25 protein-coding genes are annotated in these 25,807 nt (G+C 68.8%); 9 read left to right on the top strand and 16 right to left on the bottom strand.

All coding sequences use genetic code 11. From position 1 onward, the window contains the following. Positions 1-31 precede the first annotated feature (31 nt). The 3 genes from IE307_RS05645 to IE307_RS05655 form a co-directional block, all read right to left on the bottom strand. On the bottom strand, positions 32-1,267 hold the full coding sequence (locus tag IE307_RS05645; RefSeq protein WP_191296325.1) for an ATP-grasp domain-containing protein: 1,236 nt from the start codon (positions 1,265-1,267) through the stop codon (positions 32-34). 96 nt (positions 1,268-1,363) lie between these two features. After that, positions 1,364-1,981 carry a ScbR family autoregulator-binding transcription factor gene (locus tag IE307_RS05650; protein WP_191296326.1) on the bottom strand — a complete coding sequence of 206 codons (618 nt, stop codon included), beginning with the start codon at positions 1,979-1,981 and terminating at the stop codon, positions 1,364-1,366. Next, positions 1,978-2,388 (bottom strand): nuclear transport factor 2 family protein, encoded by a 411-nt coding sequence (locus IE307_RS05655; RefSeq protein ID WP_191296327.1) that lies wholly within the window; start codon positions 2,386-2,388, stop codon positions 1,978-1,980. The genes IE307_RS05650 and IE307_RS05655 overlap by 4 nt, the downstream gene beginning before the upstream one ends. Before the next feature lie 206 nt (positions 2,389-2,594). Here IE307_RS05655 and IE307_RS05660 point away from each other — a divergent pair, with 206 nt between their 5' ends. Continuing rightward, positions 2,595-2,921: a helix-turn-helix transcriptional regulator gene (locus tag IE307_RS05660; RefSeq protein ID WP_308436333.1), complete on the top strand. Its 327-nt coding sequence runs from the start codon at positions 2,595-2,597 to the stop codon at positions 2,919-2,921. A 59-nt stretch (positions 2,922-2,980) separates the two neighbouring features. Here the strand turns inward: IE307_RS05660 and IE307_RS05665 are convergent, their stop codons facing one another. Then, a complete protein-coding gene (locus tag IE307_RS05665) occupies positions 2,981-3,442 on the bottom strand; it encodes a MarR family winged helix-turn-helix transcriptional regulator (RefSeq protein ID WP_191296328.1) in 462 nt (153 codons plus the stop codon). A 109-nt stretch (positions 3,443-3,551) separates the two neighbouring features. On the opposite strand from IE307_RS05665, the gene IE307_RS05670 reads away from it, so the two are divergent. Together IE307_RS05670 and IE307_RS05675 are read left to right on the top strand one after the other, a co-directional pair. Next, on the top strand, positions 3,552-4,712 hold the full coding sequence (locus IE307_RS05670; RefSeq protein ID WP_191296329.1) for an FAD-dependent monooxygenase: 1,161 nt from the start codon (positions 3,552-3,554) through the stop codon (positions 4,710-4,712). 48 nt (positions 4,713-4,760) lie between these two features. Next, positions 4,761-5,570: an intradiol ring-cleavage dioxygenase gene (locus IE307_RS05675; protein WP_191296330.1), complete on the top strand. Its 810-nt coding sequence runs from the start codon at positions 4,761-4,763 to the stop codon at positions 5,568-5,570. Here IE307_RS05675 and IE307_RS05680 read toward each other — a convergent pair. Continuing rightward, positions 5,544-6,806: a PucR family transcriptional regulator gene (locus IE307_RS05680; RefSeq protein WP_191296331.1), complete on the bottom strand. Its 1,263-nt coding sequence runs from the start codon at positions 6,804-6,806 to the stop codon at positions 5,544-5,546. The genes IE307_RS05675 and IE307_RS05680 overlap by 27 nt on opposite strands. 82 nt (positions 6,807-6,888) lie before the next feature. On the opposite strand from IE307_RS05680, the gene gabT reads away from it, so the two are divergent. From gabT to IE307_RS05705, 5 genes are all read left to right on the top strand, one after another. Then, entirely contained in the window at positions 6,889-8,172 is a 1,284-nt protein-coding gene (gabT, locus tag IE307_RS05685) for a 4-aminobutyrate--2-oxoglutarate transaminase (protein ID WP_191296332.1), read from the top strand. Beyond that, on the top strand, positions 8,067-9,479 hold the full coding sequence (locus IE307_RS05690) for an aldehyde dehydrogenase family protein (RefSeq protein ID WP_373305948.1): 1,413 nt from the start codon (positions 8,067-8,069) through the stop codon (positions 9,477-9,479). Before gabT ends, IE307_RS05690 begins: the two co-directional genes overlap by 106 nt. 56 nt (positions 9,480-9,535) lie before the next feature. Then, positions 9,536-10,498, top strand: coding sequence for a LacI family DNA-binding transcriptional regulator (locus IE307_RS05695; RefSeq protein ID WP_191296334.1), 963 nt, complete (start codon positions 9,536-9,538; stop codon positions 10,496-10,498). A 313-nt stretch (positions 10,499-10,811) separates the two neighbouring features. Further along, entirely contained in the window at positions 10,812-11,399 is a 588-nt protein-coding gene (locus IE307_RS05700; RefSeq protein WP_191296335.1) for a CAP family protein, read from the top strand. Between the two features lie 992 nt (positions 11,400-12,391). Continuing rightward, positions 12,392-13,699 (top strand): amino acid permease, encoded by a 1,308-nt coding sequence (locus tag IE307_RS05705; protein WP_229904413.1) that lies wholly within the window; start codon positions 12,392-12,394, stop codon positions 13,697-13,699. On the opposite strand, the gene IE307_RS05710 is transcribed toward IE307_RS05705, so the two are convergent. From IE307_RS05710 to IE307_RS05725, 4 genes are all read right to left on the bottom strand, one after another. Further along, positions 13,689-14,213, bottom strand: coding sequence for an NlpC/P60 family protein (locus IE307_RS05710; RefSeq protein WP_191296336.1), 525 nt, complete (start codon positions 14,211-14,213; stop codon positions 13,689-13,691). The two genes, IE307_RS05705 and IE307_RS05710, sit on opposite strands and share 11 nt — an antisense overlap. Before the next feature lie 148 nt (positions 14,214-14,361). After that, positions 14,362-14,619, bottom strand: a complete 258-nt coding sequence (locus tag IE307_RS05715) for a helix-turn-helix domain-containing protein (RefSeq protein ID WP_191296337.1) — start codon at positions 14,617-14,619, stop codon at positions 14,362-14,364. A gap of 293 nt (positions 14,620-14,912) precedes the next feature. Beyond that, positions 14,913-15,539, bottom strand: coding sequence for a UdgX family uracil-DNA binding protein (locus tag IE307_RS05720; protein WP_191296338.1), 627 nt, complete (start codon positions 15,537-15,539; stop codon positions 14,913-14,915). Then, on the bottom strand, positions 15,517-15,696 hold the full coding sequence (locus IE307_RS05725) for a CsbD family protein (RefSeq protein ID WP_191296339.1): 180 nt from the start codon (positions 15,694-15,696) through the stop codon (positions 15,517-15,519). Before IE307_RS05725 ends, IE307_RS05720 begins: the two co-directional genes overlap by 23 nt. Before the next feature lie 217 nt (positions 15,697-15,913). On the opposite strand from IE307_RS05725, the gene IE307_RS05730 reads away from it, so the two are divergent. Continuing rightward, positions 15,914-16,258: an ANTAR domain-containing protein gene (locus IE307_RS05730; protein WP_229904414.1), complete on the top strand. Its 345-nt coding sequence runs from the start codon at positions 15,914-15,916 to the stop codon at positions 16,256-16,258. On the opposite strand, the gene treZ is transcribed toward IE307_RS05730, so the two are convergent. From treZ to IE307_RS05765, 7 genes are all read right to left on the bottom strand, one after another. After that, on the bottom strand, positions 16,177-17,850 hold the full coding sequence (gene treZ, locus IE307_RS05735) for a malto-oligosyltrehalose trehalohydrolase (protein ID WP_191296341.1): 1,674 nt from the start codon (positions 17,848-17,850) through the stop codon (positions 16,177-16,179). The genes IE307_RS05730 and treZ overlap by 82 nt on opposite strands. After that, positions 17,847-19,925, bottom strand: a complete 2,079-nt coding sequence (treY, locus tag IE307_RS05740) for a malto-oligosyltrehalose synthase (protein WP_191296342.1) — start codon at positions 19,923-19,925, stop codon at positions 17,847-17,849. The genes treZ and treY overlap by 4 nt, the downstream gene beginning before the upstream one ends. After that, the gene (gene glgX, locus IE307_RS05745) at positions 19,925-22,030 is read right to left on the bottom strand and encodes a glycogen debranching protein GlgX (protein WP_191296343.1); all 2,106 of its coding nucleotides are present in this window, start codon (positions 22,028-22,030) and stop codon (positions 19,925-19,927) included. Before glgX ends, treY begins: the two co-directional genes overlap by 1 nt. A gap of 69 nt (positions 22,031-22,099) precedes the next feature. Then, the gene (locus IE307_RS05750) at positions 22,100-22,390 is read right to left on the bottom strand and encodes a hypothetical protein (protein ID WP_229904415.1); all 291 of its coding nucleotides are present in this window, start codon (positions 22,388-22,390) and stop codon (positions 22,100-22,102) included. Between the two features lie 106 nt (positions 22,391-22,496). After that, positions 22,497-24,308, bottom strand: a complete 1,812-nt coding sequence (locus tag IE307_RS05755) for a 4-alpha-glucanotransferase (RefSeq protein WP_191296345.1) — start codon at positions 24,306-24,308, stop codon at positions 22,497-22,499. Positions 24,309-24,412: 104 nt separating this feature from the next. Continuing rightward, the gene (locus IE307_RS05760; protein WP_191296346.1) at positions 24,413-24,838 is read right to left on the bottom strand and encodes a RidA family protein; all 426 of its coding nucleotides are present in this window, start codon (positions 24,836-24,838) and stop codon (positions 24,413-24,415) included. A 45-nt stretch (positions 24,839-24,883) separates the two neighbouring features. Continuing rightward, entirely contained in the window at positions 24,884-25,804 is a 921-nt protein-coding gene (locus IE307_RS05765) for a LacI family DNA-binding transcriptional regulator (RefSeq protein ID WP_191296533.1), read from the bottom strand. Positions 25,805-25,807 lie beyond the last annotated feature (3 nt).

Here is a 25,807-nt window from a genome sequence, read left to right on the forward strand (position 1 = left end):
GGAATGTCTGCTACCCGGTGGAACCTGACGATCACACGACGATCAGTCCGGCTTCTATCTCCCGGACCACCGCCACGTCCCGTTCGAGCTGGTCGGCGTCGGTCGACGCCAGCACTACCGAACCCAACGACGTCCACAGGTCGTCGGTACGGGGCACCATGGAACCTTCGCGATACGCCAGCGCATCACTGCGGTAACTCGGCAAAAGTGAGGCCAGCTCGTCAAAACGCACCGAGTTGCCGAGCTCCCCCGCCGCCGGCGACGACACGTACACCGACTTCACGTGCTGGCGCCGCGAGTACCGGCGGACGGAATCACCGTCGAGGCGGTGCCGCACCATCCGCGTGATCTGGTTCTCCCCCGTGCCGAGCAGCGCCAGCTCCTGCTGGCCCGCGTCGGCGAGCCGCGCGCCGATCTCGATCAGCCGCGGCCCTCCGGGGGTGACCATGACCGCCACGTGCGCGGGCCCGTTGCGGACGCCGGTCGCGTCGAGCACCTCGCGGACGTAGTCGGACAGCACTCCGACGACGGGATCATCGGACTCGACCAGGGTGTTCGAGAGGTAGATGCCGAGGCGGTCGCCACGCCGTTCCTTGGCATAGCGCCACACCGCGACCAGGCCGTGCTCGCCGTCGATCGAGTACGTGTCCACCTCGTACTCGGTGCCCACCGCGAGTTCCTGCACGAGCACCTTGTCGTTGCGAACGTTCCTCTTGTTAACGCGTCCGAGGATCCGGTGGAACTTGGCCTGCCAGTCCTCCCCCGGCTCCGCGACGAACACGTCGCCCGCACCGCCGCACTTCTGCGACTTCAGCACGATCGCGGAGTTCTCGAGCCCCTCGCGCCGCAGCCACCCGGCCACCTCGTCGGCGCGGTCGGAGCTGATCTGGCGCAGGTGCGGCACGCCGGCGGTGCGCAGCGCCACGGCCATCTGCCACTTGTCGCTGCGCGCGGAGGAGAGCGTCAGGACGTTCGACCGGCCCGGCGCGAGGAGCTCGGACAACGTCTCCGCGGTCTCGACACCGGTCTCGGCCCCCGCCACGACGGCGATCGGGTCGTGCACGGCCAGCTTCGCGGCGAGCTCGTCGAGGTCGTGCAGCACGTGGACCTCGGTGTGGTCGTCCGGGTTCCACGTCGGCGCGAGCCACGGGGACGGCCTCCCCGCGGTCAGCACGGCGATCGTGTCGACGCCACGCCGGGCGAACGCGGGGGCGATGCCCTGGCCCGCCGAGTGCGGATCCACCACCACGATGCTGCGACCAGTCATCGCTGTCCTCCACGTCCGTGAGCGACTCTGCTGATTGAGGACACAACCGGGGCTGTGCGAGCAGGCATTCCTGTCTCGATTGGGACGAGACGACGGTCACTCGAACCGCAGGCCCTCCCGCACCGCGGCGGTCACGAGGCAGCCGGAGGTGGCACGCCACAGCCGCGCCAGCCGGACGCGGAGGTCGGTGCCCCCGGTCAGCGCCTGCGCCACGAACTGCAGCCCGAGCAGCTCGGCCACTATCTGCTCGGCCGCGTGCCGGACGTTCACCTCGGGCCGGAGCTCGCCGCGTTCCCGCGCGAGCGACAGCAGGTCCCGCACGACGGTGACCCAGCCGATCACCTGCGCGGCCGCCGCGACGTCGAAGAACACGGCTTCCCGCAACAGCTTCGCGCTCACCCGCACGGTCAGGTCGGTCTCGAGCCTGCTGACGAACTCGAACGACATCGCGACCAGCGCCTGCACCGGCGACGGCTCGATGGCGAGCACCTCGTCGCGCAACCGGTGCCACAGCAGGGACTGCTCCTCGATGATCGCGACGCCGAGGGCCTCCTTGGAGCGGAAGTGGCAATACAACGCGCCTTTCGACACGTCGGCCCGCGCGCACACGGCCGTCAGACTGGAGCCTGAGAACCCGTCGCGGTCGAACACCTCCGCCGCGGCCCGCAGCAGTCTCGTCCTCGTGTGCAGCGCTCTCTCGCGTTGCGCGCTCATCCCCCGGTCCGCGCGAGGCCGGTCGCCACGGAGGAGGCCAGCGTGTCCGGCAGGTGCCAGTACTGCTCGATCTCCCCGAGGTGCACGGAGAGCACGGTGGTGAAGCGGGTCTCCAGCGTCTCGCCGGTGGCCTGGACCCGCCAGCGCGCCGACCCGATCACGGCCGCGTCCCCGCCGTCGACGAGCACCTGACGCGCCGAGAGCTGCTCGAGGCGCATCGTGGCGAACAGGGTCAGGAAGTGCGCCTCGACCTCACGCCGGGCGCGCGTGCCGATCGTCCACCGGGCGCCGTTCGATTCGGGCGACTCCCATTCCACGGCCGGTGCGCACAACCGCGCGATGCCGGGTGCGTCCTGTGCCGCGAGTCGCGCCAGGAACACCTGCACCACTTCGACCGTCGATAGCATTTCCTCACACTAACAAGGAGCGCGAAAAGTGGGCGCGCACACCCCATTGGACCAGTTGTGTTTCCTCCGAACAACCGATCAAGTCATTACATAGGTCCCTGAACTTTCAACGACCGCCGGTATCACCGCAATGCACGGCACGAACTCCCGGACTTTGCGGCACTGTGGACGCCGTACCCGTCATCTCACCGAAACGGAGCAGAACCGTGCTCAAGGCAGCCCCCCAAGCCCACGAGCACCAGGCCACCCCGCCGATAACCGCCCTGATTCCCCAGGCACGGCGAGAACAGGGCCTCACCCAGCGCGCACTCGCGGACCTGTTGTGCGAGATCTCACAAAACGACAGCGTCACCCGTGAAGAAGTGTCGAGATGGGAGCGCGGAAAACGCATTCCCGGCCCCTACTGGCGCGCCTGGATCAGCGCGGCGCTCGACGTGCCGCACGCCGAGGTCGACCGGGCCGCGGTCGTCGAACGCGAATACCGCAGGACCAAGACCGACGACCCCGCCGACCACCAGGTGAATACTTCGTGATACTCGGCTAGCCGCGGCGAGAAATGTCCCGAATTGTCATTCCAGACCGCACGTCGCGTTCACTGCGAGCCGGCGTGCGCCCGGAGGTCGTCCACGAACCGGCTGAGCAGCCGCCCGAACGCCGCCTTGTCCTCGTCGGACCAGTCGGCGACGGCGCCGGTGAACCAGCCCAGGACGGCCTCCAGGTACCGCCCGGCCGCCGCCGCGCCCGCGTCCGTCAGCTCGACGAGACGCGCGCGCTGGTCGTCCGGGTCGACGACGCGGCGGACCAGATCGGCGCGCTCCAGGTCGTGCAGGTGCCTCGTCACGTGCGGACCCACGACCTGCATCCTTCCGGCGATCTCCCCCACCCGCAGCGGCCGGTCGGCCATGCGCAGGGTGATCAGCACGGTCAGGCCGGGGCGGTCCAGCGGGATGCCGACCTGCTCCATCGCCCGCTCGACGAGCTGGCTGCGGTTGAGCACGGTGCCCAGTTGCATCAGGTGCGGCAGCAGCGCCGCGGGGTCCAGGGCCTCGCTCATCTCACACCTTACTTACCTAACTTAGGTATATGCTTGCCTCAGTCGCTCGCAACCGTAGCGATCATCGCGGCCTAGAAAATGATACCTAAGTCAGTTATCTGGAGGGACCATGAGCTCAGTCCTGATCTCCGGCGCCAGCATCGCCGGCCCCGCACTCGCGTTCTGGCTGCGGCGGCACGGTGTCGACGTCACCGTCGTCGAGAAGTCGCACACCCTGCGCGGCGGCGGCTACCCCATCGACATCCGCGGCACCGCGCTGGACGTGGTCGAGCGGATGGGCCTGCTCCCCCGGCTCCGCGAGGCCCACGTCGACACCCGCCGGATCACGTTCCTCAACGCCGACGGCAGCCAGGCCGCGTCGATCCGCCCGGAGTCGCTCATCGGTGGCGACGGGAGCGACCTGGAGGTCCGGCGCGGCGACCTGGCCGAGATCCTCTACGGCACCGTGCGCGACGACGTGGAGTTCCTGTTCGACAACACCATCGTCTCGATGAGCGAGCACTCAGGCGGTGTGGACGTGACGTTCCGCAGCGGGCTCGAGCGCACCTACGACCACGTGATCGGTGCTGATGGGCTGCACTCGGCCGTGCGCGCGTTGACGTTCGGACCGGAGGAGCAGTTCCACCGCTACCTCGGCTACTGCTTCGCGGGTTTCACGCTGCCCAACCACCTCGGTCTCCAGCAGGAAGCCCTGCTGTGGAACGAACCCGGCCGCGCCGCCGCCCTGTACGCGGTGGGATCGACCGAGAACGTGCACGGCTTCCTGAGCTTCACCCGCGAGGAGGCCCCCTTCGGCGCGTTCCGCGACCCGCAGGCCCAGCGCGACCTCGTGGCGTCGGTCTTCGCGGACGACGGCTGGGAGCTGCCCCACCTCGTCAAGGCCATGCAGGCCTCCGACGACCTGTTCTTCGACACGGTCAGCCAGATCCGCATGCCGCGCTGGTCGTCCGGCCGCGTCGCGTTGGTCGGTGACGCCGCCTACGCCCCGTCGTTCCTCACGGGCCAGGGATCGAGCCTCGCGCTCGTCGGCGCGTACGTGCTGGCGGGCAACATGAGCGACTTCGGAGCGTACGAGCGCACGATCCGGCCGTTCGTCGAGGCGAACCAGAACCTGGTCGACGTGGGCGACGCGGAGCTGTTCCCCGGCACCGCCGAGAGCCTGGCCGCCCGCAACGCCAACCTGCGCTCGCGCGAGACGATGCCCGCCCCGGCCTCCCGTCCCGAGCACTCGGCGATGACCCTCCCGGACTTCGAGCTGCTATCTCCGTGACAGGTCGTCCACAGGCGGCTCACAGGATTGCGCCGCAACCTGAGTCGCATGACGGACAACCACGACCGCGGCCTCCAGTACGACCTCGCCACGCTCATCGGGCGCAGGCGGGCGTTGTCGCTGCTCGGCGGCGCGGGCCTCACGCTCGTGGCCTGCGCCCCGTCGACCACCACCGCGACGCCGACCACCACCACCGGCTCGTCCACCACCTCCGCGGCCGCTGACGGCTCGCCACTGGAGGCGATCCCCGAGGAGACCGCAGGCCCGTTCCCCGGCGACGGCTCCAACGGCCCGAACGCGTTGACGCAGAGCGGCATCGTGCGTTCGGACATCCGCTCCAGCTTCGGCTCCTCAACGCGCGCGGCCGAGGGCGTGCAGCTCACCATCGACCTCACCGTGCGGAAGGAGGACGGCAAGCCGTTCGCCGGTGCGGCGGTCTACCTGTGGCACTGCGACATCAACGGCGACTACTCGATGTACTCGGACCGGGTGAAGGACGAGAACTTCCTGCGCGGCGTCCAGGAAGCCGACTCCTCCGGGAAGCTGAAGTTCGTCAGCGTCTTCCCCGGCGCGTACTCGGGACGCTGGCCGCACATCCACTTCGAGGTCTACCCGAGCCTCGCCGAGGCCACCGGGGCCGGCAACAAGATCACGACCTCGCAGCTCGCACTGCCCGAGACGACGTGCAAGGAGGTCTACGGCACGACCGGCTACACGCAGAGCGTCCGGAACATGTCGCGGACCTCGCTGGAGCAGGACATGGTGTTCCGCGACGGCACGGACCACCAGATGGCGAGCATGTCGGGCGACGCCGCGTCCGGCTACACCGCCTCACTGACCTTCGCGGTGGAGGGCTAGCCACAACTCCGCGCGCAGGCCCGGCGAGTCGAGCGAGCGGCCGAGGGCCTGCTCCGCCCTGCGCACCCGGTTCCTCAGGGTGTGGCGGTGAACGTCGAGCTGTGCCGCCGCGGGATCCCACGAGCCGTGGTGCGACAGCCAGACCCGCAGCGTTTCGCGCGTCCCGGCGTCGAGCGGCTCGAGCAACGCGTCCGCGAACCCCTCCGGCAGCGGCAGGGTCCCGGCGAGCTCCTCGAACGTGCGGACACCGGCCTGGCGCGCCTGGCGGGCCTCCCGGTACCCCCGCGCGACCCCGGTGGAGTCCACTTCGGACGAAGCGACACCGTCGAACTCGCCGGTGAGCACGACGACGTCACCGTCGTGCTCGGCCCAGAACACGGTGTCGTCCGGTGGTTCGCCGGCGAGGAACACGCGGAACCGGTCCGGCAGCCCGTCGACCGGCAGCCCGGCCAGCAGCATCCGGAACTGCCCCGCGCGGAGCTCCCTCCTGGCCGCGTCGACGGAGTCGTGCTGGGCGAGCGCAAGGACGAGCAACGACGCGGCCGTGTTGACGATCCCCGGATCCGGCCTCGCGGTGCCGACCGCCAGGACGCCCCGGGCACGGCTGCCGAGGACCTGGAGGAACACGTGCACGCCGTCGAGCTCGAACGCGGCGCTGGCCAGGCCGCCCGCGGTCCTCAACCGGGCGAGCTCGGCGGTCAGGTCCGGGACGAGGCGGGGGTTGTGCGCGTGCACGGGCTCACCGGCCGCGTCGAGCAGCACGGCCCAGCCGTCGATCCACTGGCCGAGCCTGCGCACGACTCCCCCGACACCGGCCCGGACAGCGGCCCTGGTGAGCGCGCGCTGGGCCTCGCCGGTGCGGGCGAGCACGGCGTACTCGTCGGCGGCGAGCGCTTTCGACACCGCCTTGCTGATCGCGATGAACGGCACCTCGCGCGGCACCTCGACGAGCCCCAGCCCCACCTGCTCCGCCTCGTGCACCAGCGCGGGCGGCACCACGTCGTGGCCCAGGCCCGTGCCGAAACCGAGTCCGACGACCCCGGCGCGCACGAGCCGTTCGACGTAACCGTCCCGCAGGGCGTTGAGGCCGGTCGTCAGCAGCAGCTCGCCGCCCTCCAGGAACGGCGTCGGATCGGCGAGCTCGGTCCCGTGCACCCAGCCGACCGGCTTCGACACGTCCCCGGCCAGCACCGGCAGCCCCAGGGACCGGGCGAGGTCGTGCAGCGTGATGGGCATGTACCAGTTTGTACATCTTCTGTGGACAAGCACACCACTTCAGCTACTGCGCACCGCGCTGACCAGGGCCATGCTGAGGAACATGACCCGACTGCGTACCGCGATCCCCGGCCCCAAGTCGCTGGAGCTCCAGGCGCGGCGCAAGGGTGCCGTCGCCGCCGGAGTCGGCTCGACGCTGCCCGCCTACGTCGACTCCGCCGACGACGGCCTGCTGATCGACGTCGACGGCAACCAGCTCATCGACCTCGGCTCCGGCATCGCCGTGACGAACGCGGGCAACCCCGCGCCCGCCGTCGCCGAGGCGGTGCACGCGCAGATCGACAGGTTCAGCCACACCTGCTTCATGATCACGCCGTACGAGAGCTACCTCGAGGTCTGCGAGGCGTTGAACGAGCTCACGCCCGGCGACCACGAGAAGCGGTCGGTGCTGTTCAACTCCGGCGCGGAAGCCGTCGAGAACGCGGTCAAGATCGCCCGGCACGTCACCGGCAGGCAGGCCGTCGTGGTGTTCGACCACGGCTACCACGGCCGCACGAACCTCACGATGGCGTTGACCGCCAAGAGCATGCCGTACAAGCACCGGTTCGGCCCGTTCGCGCCCGAGGTCTACCGGGTGCCGGCGTCCTACCCGCTGCACGACGGCCTGACCGGTCCCGAAGCCGCGCAGCGGGCCGTCGCGGCGATCGAGAAGCAGGTGGGCGCGGACAACACCGCCGCTCTGGTGATCGAGCCGATCCAGGGCGAGGGCGGTTTCATCGACCCCGCCGAGGGCTTCCTCCCCGCGCTCGCGCAGTGGTGCCGTGAGCGTGGCGTCCTGTTCGTCGCCGATGAGATCCAGACCGGCTTCTGCCGCACCGGGTCGTGGTTCGCGCTCGACCACGAGGGCGTGGTGCCGGACATGATCACCACGGCCAAGGGCATCGCGGGCGGTCTGCCGCTCGCCGCCGTCACCGGTCGCGCCGAGATCATGGACGCCGTGCACGTCGGCGGCCTCGGCGGCACCTACGGCGGCAACCCGGTGGCGTGCGCGGCGGCACTGGGCACCATCCACACGATGCGCGAGCGCGACCTCAACGCCGCCGCACGCCGCATCGAGGAGACCGTGCTCGGCCGGCTCCGGGCGATCGCCGAGAAGACCGACGTCATCGCCGACATCCGCGGCCGTGGCGCGATGCTCGCCATCGAGTTCACCGAACGCACGCCCGACGTCGCCGCGCGCGTCGCGAAGGCGTGCCACGAACAGGGTGTCGTCGTGCTGACGTGCGGCACCTACGGCAACGTGATCCGTCTGCTGCCCCCGCTGGTCATCCCGGACGACCTGCTCTCCGAAGGTCTCGACGTGCTCGAAGGAGCCCTGCTCGCATGATCGACTTCCACACAGCCGAAGACGTCGAGAACGCCGTCTCCCAGGCCGCCGCCGTCGCCCCCGAACTGGCCGCACTGCCCGCGCACCGCCGTGCGTCCGCTCTTGACCACGTCTCGCGCCGCCTGGCCGAACGCGCCGAGGAGTTCGCGCAGGCCATCAACGACGACTCCGGCAAGCCGCTGAAGTGGGCGCGCGTCGAGGTCACCCGGGCGATCTCCACGTTCCGCTGGGCCTCGGAGGAGACCCGCCGCTTCTCCGGCGAACTGCAGCGCCTCGACACCGACCCGTCCGCCGAGGGCCGCCTCGCCCTGGTCCGCCGCGTGCCGCGCGGTCCGGTGCTGGGCATCGCGCCGTTCAACTTCCCGCTGAACCTGGTGGCGCACAAGGTGGCTCCCGCCCTGGCCGTCGGCGCCCCCATCGTGCTGAAGCCCGCACCCTCGACGCCGAAGGTCGCGTTCCTGCTCGGCGAACTGCTGGCCGAGACCGACCTGCCCGACGGCGCCTTCTCGGTCCTGCACCTGTCCAATGAGGACACCGCGAGGCTCGTCGAGGACCCGCGCCTGCCGGTGGTCTCGTTCACCGGCTCCGGCCCGGTCGGCTGGGGCATCAAGGAACGCGTGCCGCGCAAGCACGTGACGCTCGAACTCGGCGGCAACGCGGCCGCGATCGTCGCCCCTGACTGGCAGGACGTCGAGTTCGCGGCACAACGCATCGCCACGTTCGCGATGTACCAGGCTGGCCAGTCGTGCATCTCGGTGCAGCGCGTCTTCGTGCACACCGACCTGTACGACGCGCTCTCGGAAGCCGTGGTGCGGCACGTGAACAAGCTCGACGTGGCGGGCGACGTCGGCCCGCTGATCAACGACGCCGCCGCCGACCGCGTCGAGGCGTGGGTCGAGGAAGCATCGGCCACCGTCCTGACCGGCGGCACCCGCGACGGCCGCACCTACGCCCCCACCGTGCTGACGGACGTGCCGGAGGACTCGAAGGTCAACGCCGAGGAGGTCTTCGGCCCGGTCGTCACCCTGACCCGCGTGGACAGCGTCGAGGAGGCGTTCGACCGCGTCAACGCGTCCCGCTACGGCCTGCAGGCCGGTCTGTTCACAACGGACGTACGACTCGCTTTCCGCGCGGCGCAACGACTCCAGGTCGGGGGCGTGATCGTGGGCGACGTGCCGAGCTACCGCGCGGACCAGATGCCGTACGGCGGCGTGAAGGAGTCGGGCATCGGCCGCGAGGGCCTGCGCGCGGCGATGGACGACCTCACCGAACCCCGCGTCCTCGTCCTGACTGGCCTGGACCTCTAGCCGGCCAGACCTCCGACGAATGGGTCGTTCTCGACCTTGACTGCGATGATCTGCGCGTGGCCGTCACGATCAGGGATGTAGCTCGCCAGGCGCAGGTCTCCGTCTCGACGGTCTCGCGCGCGCTGAGCGCACCAGGCATGGTGAAGGAGGCGACCAGGCAACGGGTCCTGGACGTGGTGGCCGGCCTCGGCTACCAGCCGAACCGCGCGGCCCGCAGCCTGATCACCGGCCGCACCGGCAACCTCGGCATCGTGGTGCCCGACCTGCTCAACCCGTTCTTCCCCTCGATCCTGCGGGGCGTCCAGACGAGGGCGGGCGAGGCGGGCACCTCGGTGTTCTTCTGCGACAGCAGGGAGGACCCGGCCACCGAGGCCGAGCTCGTGCGCACCATGTCGGCCCAGGTGGACGGCGTGGTCCTCTGCGCCTCCCTGCTCTCCGACGACACGATCGAAGAACTGGCCGCACTGACCCCGCTCGTGCTGATCAACCGCATGGTGCCGGGCGTCTCGTCGGTCCTGATGGACAGCGCCTCCGGCATGGCACAGGTCGTCGCACACCTGGAGTCCCTGGGCCACGAACACCACGTCTACCTGGGCGGCCCGGCGGCAGCGTGGTCCAACACCCGCAGGATGCAGGGCCTGCAGGGCCGCGCGGAACTGCTCGGCTCGTTCGACCCGAACTTCACCGGCGGCTACGCAGCAGCAGAACAGGCACTCAAAACAGGCGCGACGGCCTTCATCGCCTACAACGACCTCATCGCCCTGGGCGCACTCGCCTACCTGGCAGAACACAACGTCAGGGTGCCGGACCAGATCAGCGTGACCGGCTTCGACGACATCCTGTACGCCACGATGTGCTCGCCACCCCTGACCACGGTCCACATGCCGACCGAGGACGCGGGCAAGGTGGCGGTAGATCTCCTGGCAACCCTGCTCGACGGCGGCCCCGCCGAGCACCGGGAACTCCCGACGACACTGGTGGTGCGCGGAAGCACGGCCAAACCTCGGATGTCGGTCTGACTCCCGGTACCAATGGACCGGGCCTGATGGAGATCCTGCCCGCCACACCGGTAGGACGGACCTCGTCAGGCGTGATTCACCGAATCGCCCCGAACGCATTCATCACCATGAACACAGGGCCGATGCGGAGCGACCTCTAGTCGTACCCGCGAACGTGGCCATCCTCGTCGGCGAGAATTTCGTAGCCATCCATGCCAAGCTCCTTCTGCTGGTTGTCCGACCCACAAACCGTAGAGCCTCAGCGGCGTCCTGTGGAGTGAATTTACGCCGCAACCGGGTTACCCACCACTAACCCAAAGGAGCCGCAGGGACCATGCTCACCGCCCTGGCCACAGCAACTGCCCTGCTCCTGACCACCCCACCCACCCCCACCACCACCGACCCGGTCACCAAGACCGTGCACACCATCAACGCCTACCGCGCAATGCACGGCGCGCCCCCTCTCTCACTCGATTCCGAAGTGTCAAGAACGGCGCAAGAATGGGCAGACCACCTACACGAAACAAACGATTTCCAGCACAGACCGGGCAACCAGTACGGCGAGAACCTCTACGCGACGAGCCGCAAGAGATCAATCGATTCAGCCGCCGCCGACGCCCTCGAAGCCTGGTACCGCGAATCCCGCGGCTACGACTACGACGAAGAGATGACGCAGCAGAACATCAACCACTCACTGCTGCACTTCACCGCAATGGTCTGGAAGTCCACCACCCAGGTGGGCGTAGGCCTCACCCAGGGCCACAACGGCACCTACGTGGTAATCAACTTCGCCAAACGAGGCAACACCCTCAACCACTTCAGGGAGAACGTCCTCCCACCAACACCGAAGCCGAAGGCGAGCCGTCACGCGACGCCGCAGGCGAGCCGCTCTCAAGCGACGCCGCAGGCGAGCCGTCCTTAGCCCTTAGCAAACGGCCTGGGCGGTGGGGTCCCGTCACGAGTCGCGCCACAGCTCTTGCTGCATGCAGGTAGGGGTGTCAACTCGACGCGCTTTTTGTCGAGTTGACACCCCTACCTGCATGTGGCCAGCTCCTGGTGCGACTTGTGACGGGACCCCACCGCCAACGCAACCCAACTACGAAACAGACAGCCGCCCAACGAAACAGGCGTGCCATCTACCTACCGGCGGCGCCACCCCCCGATCAGATTGCCGGGGGTCTGGGGGCAGAGCCCCCAGGGGAAAGCACGCAACCGCAACAGGCCGCATCCAAGGCGACCACCAACCAACCCGCAACCCACAACCTCAAAACGCCGAAGTCTCAGTAACCGCCCTCAAAGCCGCCACCACAGCCGAAAACGGCGGCAACCCAACCCTTCCCGAAGGCACCGAACCAAGCCACCGAACCCCACCCCCATCAACCCGAGACGGCGGCAGCGGCACCAACGTCCCCAGCCGATGCGTCAACGCCCCCCGAGCCCTCAACCGAATCAAGTTGACCTGAGAAGCCTCATCAGCCGACTCAGTGAGGATCAACCACCTCTCCCCCCGCCGCCCGGGCAGCACCACCACAGGCCCGCCAAGCATCCGAACCCCCAGATACCGCTGCACCTCAGCCCCAACCCCGGCCGGCATCTCCACAGCGGACACAACGTGATCGGTGGTCAGCAGCAACCGGTTCTCAGACCGCAACACCAACCACCCCCACCCCGAAAACCGCTCAATCGCACCCGCGAACGTGTCCAGCTGCGACAGAGCCCCACCAGACAGTGCCCCGGCAGGCAGAACCCCAGCAGACACAGCTCCAGCAGGTAGTACTCCTTCAGGCGAGCTCATCGATCTCACCCTCACTTCTCCCGGCCAACGGATGTAACCCCGATCACACGATTTGACTCCCGCCCCCACCAACTTCACTATCGGCCCGCCATCGGCACACTCGAACGGGGCTGGAGAGCGTGACCCACCTGAAGAACCGGCACGTCACCATGATCGCGCTGGGCGGTGTGATCGGAGCGGGTCTCTTCGTCGGGACGGGTGCGGGCATCGCCCTCGCCGGCCCGGCGGTGCTGATCTCGTTCGGCCTGGCCGGACTGCTGGCTCTGCTGGTCCTGCGCATGCTCGGTGAGATGGCGGCGGAGCACCCGAGTGGCGGCGCCTTCTCCGTGCACGCCGAGAAGGCGATCGGCCCGTGGGCCGGGTTCACGGTCGGCTGGACCTACTGGGCCGCGGTGGGCGTCGTGCTGGCCGTGGAAGCGACCGGTGCCGCCAAGATCGCCTCCACCTGGATTCCCGCGGTGCCGCAGTGGGCGTGGGTGCTGATCTTCATGTCGGCGCTCACGGCGGTGAACCTGACCAACGTCCGCAGCTTCGGCGAGTTCGAGTTCTGGTTCGCGGGCCTCAAGGTCGCGGCGATCGTCTTCTTCCTCGCGCTCGGTGTCGCGGCGATCGCGGGCCTTCTCCCGAACGTCGACTCCCCCGGCACGCAGAACCTCCAGGACTTCCTCCCCAACGGGTGGGGCGGTGTCGTGGCGGGTTTCATGGCGGTGGTGTTCGCGTTCGGCGGGCTGGAGGTCGTCACCATCGCGGCCGCGGACGCCGAGGACCCGCGGCACGCCGTCAGGAAGGCCGTCCGGACGTCCATGACGCGGCTGCTCGTCTTCTACCTCGGCTCGATGGCCGTGGTCGTGACGTTGTTGCCGTGGAACGACTCCGAGGTCGGCGCCAGCCCGTACGTCGCGGTGCTCGACCGCCTCGGCATCCCGGCGGCCGGGCAGGTCATGAACGTCGTCATCTTCGTGGCGCTGCTGAGCGCCATCAACGCCACCCTCTACGGCGCCGCGCGCATGCTCAGCTCGCTCGCCGAACGCGGCGAGGCGCCGAAAGCGTTGCTGAACAAGAAGAACGGCGTTCCCCGCAACGCCGTGCTCGCCTCGGTCGCGTTCGGCTTCTTCTCCGTGGTGCTCAACTACCTGTGGCCGGACACGGTGTTCCTGTTGCTACTCAACGCGGTGGGCTCGGCCCTGCTCGTCGTCTGGGCGTTCGTCGCGGTTTCCCAGATCCGGTTGCGCCGCACGATGGAGAACCCGGCGGTCCCGATGTGGGGCTACCCGTACCTGTCCTGGCTGGCGCTGGCCGCGATCATCGCCGTCATCGTGCTGATGCTCAGCGACGAACAGGCCCGCGGGCAGATCCTGTCCACGGGCGTGCTCGTCGCCGTCGTGGCGGCGGTGGCGCTGATCAGGTCGGCGCTGATCAGCCGGTGACGTTCTTCAGCCGGTAGGGCTTGTACTTCGTGTTCTTCAGGCCGTAGGTGAGCACGCGGTGGTCGGTGCCGTGGCTGCCGCGCTGCTCGTAGGCCATGTACTGCGACTTGTCGGCCTTCGTCCACTTCTCGAAGATCACGACGTGCCGGAAGTCGTCACCGGGTTCGTCGACCGGGTCGATGAAGAGATCACCCGGTTTCAGATCGGCGATCTTGATCGGTGTCGAGTACTTGCTGGTCGCGAGAGCAACGGTGTTCGGCCCGCCCTTGGGATTCGCATTTCCCAGCGTGGCGGCCATTGAAACAAAGCCCGAGCAGTCCTGCCGGTACCCGTCCTTCCAGTACTTCGACATGCTGTACGGCACCTGCTTGCCGTTGTTCGCGGTGAGCCACGTGGCTGCCCTCTTCAGCACGTCGGCCCTGCTGATCTGCGCTTCCGGTGTCGCGGACGCCGTCGGCGCACCGACGAGAACGAACGCGAAGAACACGGCGACAACACTTGAAATGAATTTCACGACTTCCCCCTGCATCGAGAAGAGCGAATCTCGTGGCTCCACCGGAGCACGGGGCAGGGAGCGAGTCAAGGATCGTTCGCACAATCACTGAACACGTCCGACTTTCGTGGTAACTCGTCCGAGCGAATTCACCACCCACATCGGGGAACTAAGCAGAACGGCTCTGCGGCGTCAGCAGTTCGTTGATGGAATCGAGCGAGATCCCGAGAGCGCCGGCGAGCGCGGCGATGGTGAAGAACGACGGTGTGGGGGCGCGTCCCGTCTCGATCTTGCGCACGGTCTCGGCCGAGAGACCGGCGCGGGCCGCGATCTCGACCATGCTCTCGTCACCGCGGGCGTCGCGCAGCAACTGACCGAGCCGCCGGCCGCGATCCCGTTCCAGTGACGTCAGGGGGATGCGCACCATGCCTGCGGATTCTACGCGAAACAGACGCGCCGGACGACGTGAGAAAAGTCCGTTGCACGGCCGGGCGATCCCGACATAGGTTCGAAGTACACAAGAGAGGAGGTGGTCCAAAGTTGTATAGCTACAGGACTCGTGAGGTGGCTGTCCGCTAGGACCGCCTTTGGTGACGCCTAGTCGCAAACCCAGGCAGCCACCCGACCCCCGGACTTCGAGCGCTGGTCCCGCTCGGCCTGCTCGCGCAGGAGTCGTCCGGGGGTTGTCCCGTTCCAGGGCACGGCGGCATTTCCACGCCACTAGGACTTCCGCACGGCCACCAGGTCCGCGACGAACTCGTCGAACGACTCGCGGTAGTTCTCGGCCCGCACCACCGACGACGGGTGCACGGTGACACCGACCCGCAGCCCGTCGTGCTCCAGCACCTCACCGCGGTGCTCGGTCAGCTTGAACGACGGCCCCAGCACCGCCTTGGCCGCCACGGCCCCCAGCACCACCACGAGCCGGGGCTTCACCACCCGGATCTCCTCGCGCAGCCACGGGAAGCACGCGACGGCCTCACCGCGCCGGGGCGTCTGGTGGATCTGGCGCTTCCCGCGCTCGACGAACCTGAAGTGCTTCACCGCGTTCGTCAGGTACGTCTTCGCGCGGTCGATGCCCGCGGCGTCCAACGCCTTGTCCAGCAACCGCCCGGCGGGCCCGATGAACACGTGACCGTCGGTGTCCTCACGATCACCGGGACACTCCCCGACCATCATCAGCCGCGCCGGCACCGGTCCCTCGCCGAACACGGTCTGAGTGGCGTCGCGGTACAGGTCGCAGCCGCGGCAGCCGGAAGCGGCAGAACGCAACGCCGCCCAGTCCTTCCCCTCGGGGACGAACTGGGCGGCGCCGGCGTCTTCGCTACTTGTCCGAGCGGAAGGCATCCTTGACCTTCTCGCCCGCCTGCTTCAGAGAGCCCTTCGCACGTTCCGCGCGGCCTTCGGCCTGCCACTGCTCGTTGTCCGTGGCGTCCCCGAGTGCTTCCTTCGCGCGGCCCTTGAGCTCCTCGGCCTTGTTGCTGATCTTGTCGTCGGCACCCATGGATCAGGCTCCTTCACTAGCGGTCAGCTACGTTGTTCGGTTACCCGGCGAGCACCGTTTGAAACAGTTGATAAGGTGATCACTCGCGGTTGAGAACCCAGCCGCAAGCCGATGTGACGGCTTGCTCTGGGTGTGCCCGCCCTCCGCAATGCAGCTCCAGAGCGACGTCTTCGCACCGGCATGCCGCTGTGACCAGACGACGCGAAAGGAGCCGGCGGTGTCGTCCGCGAGAATCACCGCCCTCGAGGCCGAGGTGGCGGGGCTGCGCAAAGCTCTGGTGTCCCGGACAGTCATCGGGCAGGCCACAGGCCTGATCGCCGCACGCAAACCCTGCACACCCCAGCAGGCGTTCCAGCTGCTGGTGCACATATCCCAGCACCACAACATCAAGCTGCACGTCGCCGCCGACCGGTTGGTCACGGCGTTCGTGCACGCGCAGCTAGGCCGGCCCGTCGACCTGGCCGACCAGATGCTGTGGGATCACGTCGACGCGACCACCGCGAACGATTCCGGTGAGAGCGACGACGGGATCGCCGAGGAGGTCAGCAGCACGTCTCCCTGAGGCAGCGGGACGGGGGACGTGCCGAGGTTCACCACCACGCGGGTGCTCCCGCGGTGCAGCACCAGGCACTCCCCGTCCTGCTCGACCAGGAACCCGTCCAGCCGCGGATCGGCGATCTCCGGCCGGGTGCGGCGCAACGCGATCAGCGCGCGGTAGGTCTCCAGGACCACGCCGTGATCACCTTCACGGGCCTCGTCCCAGCGCAGCCGCGAGTTCTGTACGGTCTGCGGTGACATCGGGTCCGGCACGTCGGACTCACCCCAGCCGTGGCGGGAGAACTCACGCCGCCTGCCGGTCCTGACTGCCTCGGCCAGACCGGGGTCCGGGAAGGACGCGAAGAACTGCCAGGGCGTGGACGCCGCCCACTCCTCCCCCATGAAGATCATGGGCGTGTAGGGCGAGCACAGCACGATTGCCGCCGCGCACAACAACTTCCCCGTCGACACGGACGCGGACAGCCGGTCGCCGGTGGCGCGGTTGCCGATCTGGTCGTGGTTCTGGCTGTACGCGAGGAACCGGTAGCCGGGGATCAGCGCCGTGTCGACCGGCTTGCCGTGGTGCTTCTCCCGGAACGACGACCACGTGCCGGCGTGGAAGAACACCTTCTCCAGCGTGTTCTTCAACGCTCCCGGCGCCGCGAAGTCCTCGTAGTAGCCGAAGGTCTCGCCGGTCAGCGCGACGTGCAGGGCGTGGTGCAGGTCGTCCGACCACTGCGCCTGCAGGCCGTACCCGCCGCCTTCCCGCGCCGTCACCAGCTTGGCGTCGTTCAGGTCGGACTCGGCGATCAGCGTGAGCGGACGGCCCAGCGACGCCGAGAGCGCGTCCACCTCGACCGCCATCTCCTCGAGGACGTGCACCGCCCGGTGGTCGGCCAGCGCGTGCACGGCGTCGAGCCGCAGCCCGTCGACGTGGAAGTCCCGCAGCCACTGCAGCGCGTTGTCGAGGACGTACCGGCGCACCTCGTCCGAGCCCGCCCCGTCGAGGTTGAGGCCGGGGCCCCAGTCGTTGCTCCCGGCGAAGTACGGCCCGAACTTGTCGAGGTACGCGCCGGACGGCCCGAGGTGGTTGTAGACCACGTCGAGCAGCACGGCGAGACCACGGGCGTGGCAGGCGTCCACGAACCGCTTGAACCCGTCCGGGCCGCCGTACGGCTCGTGCACGGCACCCCACAGGACGCCGTCGTAACCCCAGCCCTCGACGCCGTCGAAGCTGTTGACCGGCATGACCTCGACGAACGTGATGCCGAGGTCCACCAGGTGGTCGAGCCTGCCGATGGCGGCGTCGAACGTGCCCTCCGGCGTGAACGTGCCGATGTGCAGCTCGTAGATCACCCCGCCCTGCAACGGGCGGCCGGTCCACGCGCCATCGGTCCACTCGAACTCGTGGGTGTAGGCGCGGGACGCCTCGTGCACGCCGTTCGGCTGCCACAGCGAGCGCGGATCCGGGTACGCCTTGCCCTCGATGACGAACGCGTAGTCGGTGCCGTCGGCCTCGGAGTGCCACCAGTCGCCGTCACGCTTCATCTCGTGGTCGACGCCGTCGACGCGCACGTGCACCGACTCGGGAGTCGGTGCCCAGACGGAGAAGCTCACTGATCCCCCTGCACCAGCAGCGCTACCGGATAGGTGTCGAGCAACGACGCCAGGTCCTCGGTCGCCGGCCGTCCGGTGAGGACGTCCGTCCACTTCGAACCGGGCAGCGGCAGAACCGTGTCCTGCCAGCCCTTGCGCTCCAGCCCCAGCGGCAACCGGGTCGCGACCGTGATCACACCGGACCGTTCGAACGCGAGCACGTGCTCGGCCGCCGGGCCCTCGGCACGCAGCGCGCGGTAGCCGTGCAGACCGCGCTTGCGGACCTGCAGGGCCTTGTGCACCACGAGGAGCTTCGCCGCGCCGGAGTCGTCGACCTCCGGCAGCCAGCCGGACTCGATGCGGGCCAACAGGTTGCGGCGCACGTCGTAGTCGACCGGCCTGCGGTTGTCCGGGTCGACGAGCGAGAGGTCCCACAGCTCGGTGCCCTGGTACACGTCCGGCACACCCGGCGCGGTGAGCTGGACCAGCTTCTGCCCCAGCGAGTTCGACCAGCCGGGCGCCTTGAGCCGCTCGGCGAACGCGGCGACCTCGGGTTCGTTCAGCGCCTTGGCGGGCCACGCGGCCACCTCGGCGTCGAAGTCGGCGTTCCGGTCGACCCACGACGTCTTGACCTTGGCCTCGCGGGAGGCCTTCTCCAGGTACTGGCCCAGGCGTTCCTCGGTGAGCGGCCACGCGCCGACGACCGACTGCCACGCCAGGCGGTTCAGGCTCGGCTCGGAGATGCCGAACTTCCCCGTCATCGCGGTCTCGAACGCCAGGTACTCGTCCGGGATCTCGGCCAGCACGGCGAGCCTCGCCCGGACGTCCTCCGAGCGCTTGGTGTCGTGCGTGGACAGCGCGGTCATGGCGCGCGGCTCGGCGGCCTCACGCCGTGCGGCCCGCTGGTGGAACTCCTCCACCGACAGGCCGAACCTGTCCGGCGAGCCGCCCACCTCGTTCAGCGCCACGAAGTTCGTGTAGCGGTAGAACGCCGTGTCCTCGGTGCCCTTCGCGACGACCATGCCCGAGGTCTGCTGGATCCTCGTCGCCAGCTCGCCGCGGGGGTCGGCCCGGACCTGCTCGTCCAGCGCCCGCACGGCGGGCGACTTGCTCCGCCTGACCGCGGTCTCCCAGTACCGCATGCCTTCCGGCAGGTACGAGCGGTACACCGGGAAGTTGACCATGATCTCGGCGACCGCCGCGCAGGCGTCCTCGAACTCGACGCCCTGGACGAGTCGTGCGATCCGGCGCACCTCGGCCACCAGGATCGAGTCCGCGACCTGCTCGCGCGAGGCGTGCTCGACCTCGTGGAAGTTGCCGGCGAACGCGTCGGTGAACCCGATGAACACGCCGCAGATCTCGCGCAACGCGTCATAGCCCGTGGTGCCGTCGACCGGCCAGCTCTGCGGCAGCTCCTCGTCCGGCCCGAGGATCTTCTCCACGACCAGCCAGCCGTCGAAGTGCTCGCGCAGCCGCCGGAAGTACCCGCCGGGGTCGGCCAGCCCGTCCGGGTGGTCGATGCGCAACCCCGTGACGCCCCACGACAACACCGCGCGGTGCGTCGCCTCGAACACCTCCGGGTCCTCGACCCGGATCGCCGCGAGCTCGGTGATGTCGAAGAACCTGCGGTAGTTCAGCTCGGTGTTGCCGCGCCGCCAGTTCGCCTTGAGGTAGTGCTCGTGGACCTCGTCCTGCGCGTCCTCGCCGAGGACGGGCAGCAGCACCTTGCCCGAGGACCAGTCGATGTCGAAGTACCGCGCGTACTTCGAGGCCTGCCCGTGTTCGAGGACGTCCTCCCACCACGGGTTCGGCACGACCATGTGGTTCGGCACGATGTCGACGACCAGGCCGAGGTCGAGCTCCCGCAGGCGTTCCTGCAGCGCTGTCCTGCCCTCGTCGCCGCCGAGCGCCGGTCGCGCCGCGGTCGGGTCGACCACGTCGTAGCCGTGCGTGGACCCCTCGCGCGCGTCGAGCATCGGCGACGCGTACAGCGCGCCGACGCCCAGGCGGGCCAGGTAGTCCGCGACGGCGGCGGCGTCGGCGAACGTGAAGGACGGGGTGAACTGCACGCGGTAGGTGGAGGACGGCGCGCCCATCAGCCCACCCTCTGCAGCACGACGAGCGACCTCGCGACGAGGTTCAGCTGCCCGGACGCGGCGATCGCCTTCTGGTTGCCGCCGACCTCGCCGGTCGCGGTGTCCACGACGACCCTCCACTCAGGACCGTACTCGGACTCCGGCAGCGTCACCTGGATGTCCTCGTAGTGCGCGTTGAACGCCATCAGGAACGAGTCGTCGACCACCCGCATGCCCCGCGAGTCGAGGTCGGGGATGCCCTCGCCGTTGAGGAAGATGATCACGCACTTGCCGAAGTCGTCCTCCCAGTTCTGCTCGGTCATCTCCTCACCCGACGGCGTGAACCACGCGATGTCGCGCAGCTCCTCGCCCTTGCGGATGGGACGGCCCGCGAAGAAGCGCCGGCGGCGGAACACCGGGTGCGCCTTGCGGAACGCCGCGAGCGCCGAGGAGAACTCCATCAGCTCGGAGTTGGCCTCCAGCAGCGACCAGTCGACCCAGGAGACCTCGTTGTCCTGGCAGTACGCGTTGTTGTTGCCGTTCTGCGTGCGGCCGAACTCGTCGCCGTTCACGATCATCGGCACGCCCTGCGACAGCAACATCGTCGCCATCAGGTTGCGGCGCTGCCGCCGGCGGAGCGCGAGGATCTCCTCGTCGTCCGTCGGACCTTCGACACCGCAGTTCCAGGAGCGGTTGTGGCTCTCGCCGTCGTTGTTGTCCTCGCCGTTGGCCTCGTTGTGCTTCTCGTTGTACGACACCAGGTCGTTCAGCGTGAAGCCGTCGTGCGCCGTGACGAAGTTGATCGACGCGTACGGGCGGCGGCCGTCGTCCTGGTAGAGGTCGGACGACCCGGTGATGCGTGACGCGAACTCGCCGAGCGTCGCCTGCTCACCGCGCCAGAAGTCGCGGACCGTGTCGCGGTACTTGCCGTTCCACTCCGTCCACAGAGGAGGGAAGTTGCCGACCTGGTAGCCACCGGGACCGACGTCCCACGGCTCCGCGATCAGCTTGACCTGCGACACCACCGGGTCCTGCTGCACGACCTCGAAGAACGTCGCCAGCCGGTCGACGTCGTAGAACTCGCGCGCGAGCGTCGCCGCGAGGTCGAACCGGAAGCCGTCGACGTGCATCTCGGTGACCCAGTACCGCAGCGAGTCCATGATGAGCTGCAGCGTGTGCGGCGAACGCACGTTCAGCGAGTTGCCGGTGCCGGTGTAGTCGGTGTAGTACTGCGGGTCGTCGTCCTCGAGCCGGTAGTACGACTCGTTGTCGATGCCGCGCATGGACAACGTCGGCCCGAGGTGGTTGCCCTCCGCGGTGTGGTTGTAGACCACGTCGAGGATGACCTCGATGCCCGCCTGGTGCAGGGCGCGGACCATGCCCTTGAACTCCTGCACCTGGTTGAGCGGCAACGCCGCGTAACCGTCGTGCGGTGCGAAGAACCCGATGGTGTTGTAACCCCAGTAGTTGCTGAGGCGTCGCTCGATCAGCGTGTGATCGCTGACGAACTGGTGCACCGGCATGAGCTCCACCGCGGTGACACCCAGCTTGGTGAGGTGGTCGATCATCACCGGATGCGCGAGGCCCGCGTAGGTGCCCCGCAGGCGCGGCGGGATCTCCGGGTGGTCGATCGTGAGACCGCGGACGTGCGCCTCGTAGATGACGCTCTCGTTGTACGGCGTCTTCGGCAGCCTGTCGTTCGTCCAGTCGAAGAACGGGTTCACCACCACGGACTTCGACACGTGGGGCGCGGAATCGTCGTCGTTGCGCTCGTCCGGCGATCCGAACTTGTACCCGTACAGCGACTCGTCCCACGTCAGGCCGTTGGAGATGGCCTTGGCGTACGGGTCGATGAGCAACTTGTTGGGGTTGCACCGAAGGCCGCGCGAAGGGTCGTGCGGGCCGTGCACGCGGTATCCGTACCTCTGCCCCGGACCAACACCCAGCAGGTAACCGTGGTGGACGAAACCGTCCACCTCCGGCAGCCTCACCCGTGTCTCTGTGCCGTCCTCGTCGAAAAGGCAGAGTTCGACGTACTCCGCGACTTCGGAGAACAGAGCGAAGTTGGTGCCCACGCCGTCATAACCGGCGCCAAGCGGGTAGGGCCTTCCAGGCCAGGGTCGCACGATGTTGTTGCTCCTCGTCACAAACGGCGGACTACCCGTCGACCCTATCCGCCTAACCCGTACCCGGCATCACACTCCTTCGTGGGCGAGGACCAGTTGACCGCGCGCGGCGGTCAGGAGCGTGCGCGCCTCCTGGATCTCCGCGTACTTCAGGTGTTCACAAGCGGCCTCCGCGCACGCCAGTGCGTGCTGCAGGGCGGAGTTGTCCTCGATGGGACCTGCGTCCCGCAGCGCGTCACGCAGTGATTCCTCCGCGCGCCGTGCCCCGGCCACCGGGTCGCCGAGCGCGGTCGGTCTCACCGAAGCGAGGACCTGCTCGACTGCCAGTTCCAGCACGCCGGTCGATGTCCGCGTGCTCACGGCTGAGCTCATTGGGTACGCCACCTCCAAGAATGTTCATGTGCTGCCGTCGGGTGACGGCCTCACAGTACTCCTCAGGTCCATGACCTGCTGTTACGCAAAAGTTTCACTTTCCGCGGTTGCGGAGCGGCCGGGTGATTTCACGAACGCGTGGGAAAAATTCGTCCAGTGCGACCGGAAGGGGAATTCTCCAGTTCGGGTGCTCGTCGATCGTGCCCGGCACGTTCGGCTGCCGGGTCTCCCGCAGAGCGTCCTGAGGTGAGGTCAGGACCAGCGCGCAGGGTGCCTGCGCGAGCAGCTCGTGGGCGCCCTCGACCCTGTCCGCCGCCTTGACGCCCTCCTGCCGCATCAGCTCGTCGAAGTCGGGCCCGTCCTCGCCCGCGAAGAACGTCGCCGCGGTGGGGAGGTCGTGCGTGGAGATGCTGGCCATCTGGTTGGGATTCCACTGCGACGGCGGGATCAGCGGATGGCCCTCCGCGTAGTAGTCGCGCTGGAAGTACAGGACGGCGCTGGTGAGCATGCCGTTCTCCTGCAACGTCTTCGTGACGACGGGCTCGACCGTGCCGAGGTCCTCGCCGACCACGACCGCGCCGGCCCGGTACGCCTCCAGCGCGAGGACGCCGAGCATCGCGTCGGCGTCGTAGTAGACGTACGTGCCCCGCGACGGCGGCTCGCCCGGCGGGATCCACCAGAGCCGCCAGAGCCCGGCGACGTGGTCGACGCGGATGCCGTCCGCGTGCTGCAGGACGCTGCGCAGGACCTGGCGGAACGGCAGGTAGCCGGACTCGGCGAGCTTGTCCGGGCGCCACGGCGGCAGGCCCCAGCCCTGGCCGTCCGCGCTGAACGCGTCGGGCGGCGCGCCGACCGTGACGTCGATGGCGAACGCGTCGGGGTCGGCGAACGTGTCCGCGCCACCGGGCGCGACGCCCACCGGGAGGTCGTGGATGACGCCGACTGCCATGCCGGCCTCGTGCGCGGCGAGCCGGACGTCCTGGAGCTGGCGGGTGCACAGGTGCTGGACCCAGGCGTGGAACGCAACCCGTTCGGGTGACGGTTCCGCTCGGTCCGCCGGCCACTCGCGCCAGTCGGGACCGTGGACCTCGGCGAGCGCGCAGTACGTCGCGAACTTCTCCAGGTCGGCGTCCATCTCGACGCCGCCGCCGGGGAAGAGCAGTTCGAGGGCCTGCCTCTTCGCGTCCCAGATCTCGTCGTAGTCGATCAGGTCCTGGTTCGCGGGCCGCAGGTCGCGGATGAGCTGGCGGGTGCGCGGGCAGGCCTGCAGGAACTCTGCCGTGTCCGTGACGCGCAGGTACAGGGGGTTCGCGAACCGGCGGCTGGTCGGCGAGTAGGGCGAGCGTTCGACGGGGTGCGTCAGCGACGGCGCCTGCACCGGGTTGACCAGCACGACACCGGCGTCGAGCTCGAGGCTGCTGCGGCGGGCGAGCGTGGCGAGGTCGGCGAAGTCGCCCATCCCCCACGAGTCCTTCGAGCGCGCGGCGTAGAGCTGCAGCATCCAGCCCCACGTGTGCGGGACCTCCGGCAGCGTCCTGGGCGCGACGGCGAGCGTGACGGTCTGGCCGCCGGTGACGACGCGGTGCCAGCCGAGCGGGACCGAGTCGGGCAGGTGCCGTTCGACCGTGAACGAGGTGCCGTCCTCGAGCTCGACGGTCGCGGGGCCGCGCAGGTCGTATCCCTCGTACTCGCGGATGACGATCGTCGGCGGGAGCTCGCGCTCCGCTCTGCGACGGTCGACCTCGGCGAGCCCGGCGGCGATCGAGTCCTCAGTGGACGCGTCCACCCCGAACTGTGCCAGTACCTTGACGACGACCTCGGTGTCGACGACGACCTCTTGCTGGTCCGCATTCTCGTACCGAGTGGCGACGCCCCAAGCGTCCGCCAGCCTCGCCAACTGCTCCACGAGTACAAGCTATGTCACAGCTCGGTCCGCATTACCAGAGCAAATGGTCCCTGGTCACCCGAAGGGTGCAGACCCGCGGGAACACCCACTCAGAGGTGCATCGCTCAAACATCCGATGCTTCCCCGGGAACGGCCACGACGGCCTCGACCTCCACCAGGAAATCAGGTCCGAACAACGCCGCCACCTGAACCAAAGTGCTGGCGGGGTTGGGCACATCCCCCAGCGCGGGACGCAGGATTTCGTCACGCACGTCGCGAATGGTCTGAACCTCCGACGCGTCCAGCACGAACCAGGTGAACTTGACGACATCCGACCAGTCAGCGCCAAACCCGCGAATGACGTGATGAAGATTGCAAAGGGCCTGGCGCGTCTGCGCTCCCAGGTCGTCGACCCCGACCACGCACCCCTGGGCGTCCACCGCGACCTGACCGGAGACGAACACGAGCTTGCCGGTGACCGCCACCGCGTGGGCGTAGCCGGGGGTGGTCGGGAGGTCCGGCAGCTCGGTCAGGCGCTCTTCGGCGGGCATGGCGCCACAGTACTTCGGGGCGGCGCGGTGTCAGCCGGTCCAGCGTCAGCCCGCCGGAGCGACCGGGCCGCTGGAGTTGCGCACGACCAGCCGCAGCGGGTGTTCCGCCGGCTCGACCTCCCCGCCCCTGATCAGCGTGAACAGGTCGGCGACCGCCCGCTCACCCTGCTCCTTCTCCGCACCCTCGACGGCGGTCAGCCCGACCACGCGGGTGAGCTCCTGCCCGTCCAGCGACACGATCGACACCTCGTCCGGCACCGCCCTGCCGTCCCGCTGCACGCGCAGGAAGATGCCCACGGCCGCGGCGCCGTTGGAGCTGATCACCGCGCTCGGCAGGCGTTCGCCGTCCAGCAGGACGTCGACGACCTGCTCGCCGCCGCCGACGGTCGGCGAGCACCACACCGTCCACTCGGGACGGACCTCGAGCCCGGCGGAGAGCAGGATCTCGTCGTACGACTCGTCCTCGCCGTCGGACAGCACCAGGGCCACGTCGCGGTGGCCCAGGGACACCACGTGCGCCACCGCGGTCTGCAGCGCGTGGCGGAGATCGGTGTCGTCGACCGTCACGTGCGGGACTTCCAGCGACTCCAGCGAGACCCGTTCGGGGCCGGACAACGACATCGACAGCAGCAGCACACCGTCCACACGGCGGCCCAGCGGCAGCTCGTCGAAGAACTTCGCCCGCGCCGCGGCGTCGCCCAGGACGTAGAGCAGCACGTCGTACCCGGCCTGCCGCAACGCGCCCTCCGCGCCCGCGAGCACCGGGCTGACCTCGGACGTCAGCACCGCGATGGCGTAGCGGCGGCCACCGGCCAAAGAGGAGGCGTCGCGCGCGATGGCGTACTTCATGCGCCGCGCGATCTCGCTCACGTGCTGCCTGGTCGCCTCGGACACGCCCGGTTCGCCCCGCAGGGCGCGCGATACGGTCGCAGCGGACACCCCTGCGGCCTTGGCCACGTCGGACATGCT

This window comes from Lentzea cavernae (genome assembly GCF_014653695.1).
Taxonomy (GTDB): domain Bacteria; phylum Actinomycetota; class Actinomycetes; order Mycobacteriales; family Pseudonocardiaceae; genus Lentzea; species Lentzea cavernae.

Excerpts from the sequence above, each read along its gene's own strand:
- IE307_RS05645 (WP_191296325.1), bottom strand. The coding sequence starts at position 1,267 with ATGACTGGTCGCAGCATCGTGGTGGTGGATCCGCACTCGGCGGGCCAG.
- IE307_RS05650 (WP_191296326.1), bottom strand. The coding sequence starts at position 1,981 with ATGAGCGCGCAACGCGAGAGAGCGCTGCACACGAGGACGAGACTGCTG.
- IE307_RS05655 (WP_191296327.1), bottom strand. The coding sequence starts at position 2,388 with ATGCTATCGACGGTCGAAGTGGTGCAGGTGTTCCTGGCGCGACTCGCG.
- IE307_RS05665 (WP_191296328.1), bottom strand. The coding sequence starts at position 3,442 with ATGAGCGAGGCCCTGGACCCCGCGGCGCTGCTGCCGCACCTGATGCAA.
- IE307_RS05670 (WP_191296329.1), top strand. The coding sequence starts at position 3,552 with ATGAGCTCAGTCCTGATCTCCGGCGCCAGCATCGCCGGCCCCGCACTC.
- IE307_RS05675 (WP_191296330.1), top strand. The coding sequence starts at position 4,761 with ATGACGGACAACCACGACCGCGGCCTCCAGTACGACCTCGCCACGCTC.
- IE307_RS05680 (WP_191296331.1), bottom strand. The coding sequence starts at position 6,806 with ATGCCCATCACGCTGCACGACCTCGCCCGGTCCCTGGGGCTGCCGGTG.
- gabT (WP_191296332.1), top strand. The coding sequence starts at position 6,889 with ATGACCCGACTGCGTACCGCGATCCCCGGCCCCAAGTCGCTGGAGCTC.
- IE307_RS05700 (WP_191296335.1), top strand. The coding sequence starts at position 10,812 with ATGCTCACCGCCCTGGCCACAGCAACTGCCCTGCTCCTGACCACCCCA.
- IE307_RS05715 (WP_191296337.1), bottom strand. The coding sequence starts at position 14,619 with ATGGTGCGCATCCCCCTGACGTCACTGGAACGGGATCGCGGCCGGCGG.
- IE307_RS05720 (WP_191296338.1), bottom strand. The coding sequence starts at position 15,539 with ATGCCTTCCGCTCGGACAAGTAGCGAAGACGCCGGCGCCGCCCAGTTC.
- IE307_RS05725 (WP_191296339.1), bottom strand. The coding sequence starts at position 15,696 with ATGGGTGCCGACGACAAGATCAGCAACAAGGCCGAGGAGCTCAAGGGC.
- treY (WP_191296342.1), bottom strand. The coding sequence starts at position 19,925 with ATGGGCGCGCCGTCCTCCACCTACCGCGTGCAGTTCACCCCGTCCTTC.
- IE307_RS05760 (WP_191296346.1), bottom strand. The coding sequence starts at position 24,838 with ATGCCCGCCGAAGAGCGCCTGACCGAGCTGCCGGACCTCCCGACCACC.
- IE307_RS05765 (WP_191296533.1), bottom strand. The coding sequence starts at position 25,804 with ATGTCCGACGTGGCCAAGGCCGCAGGGGTGTCCGCTGCGACCGTATCG.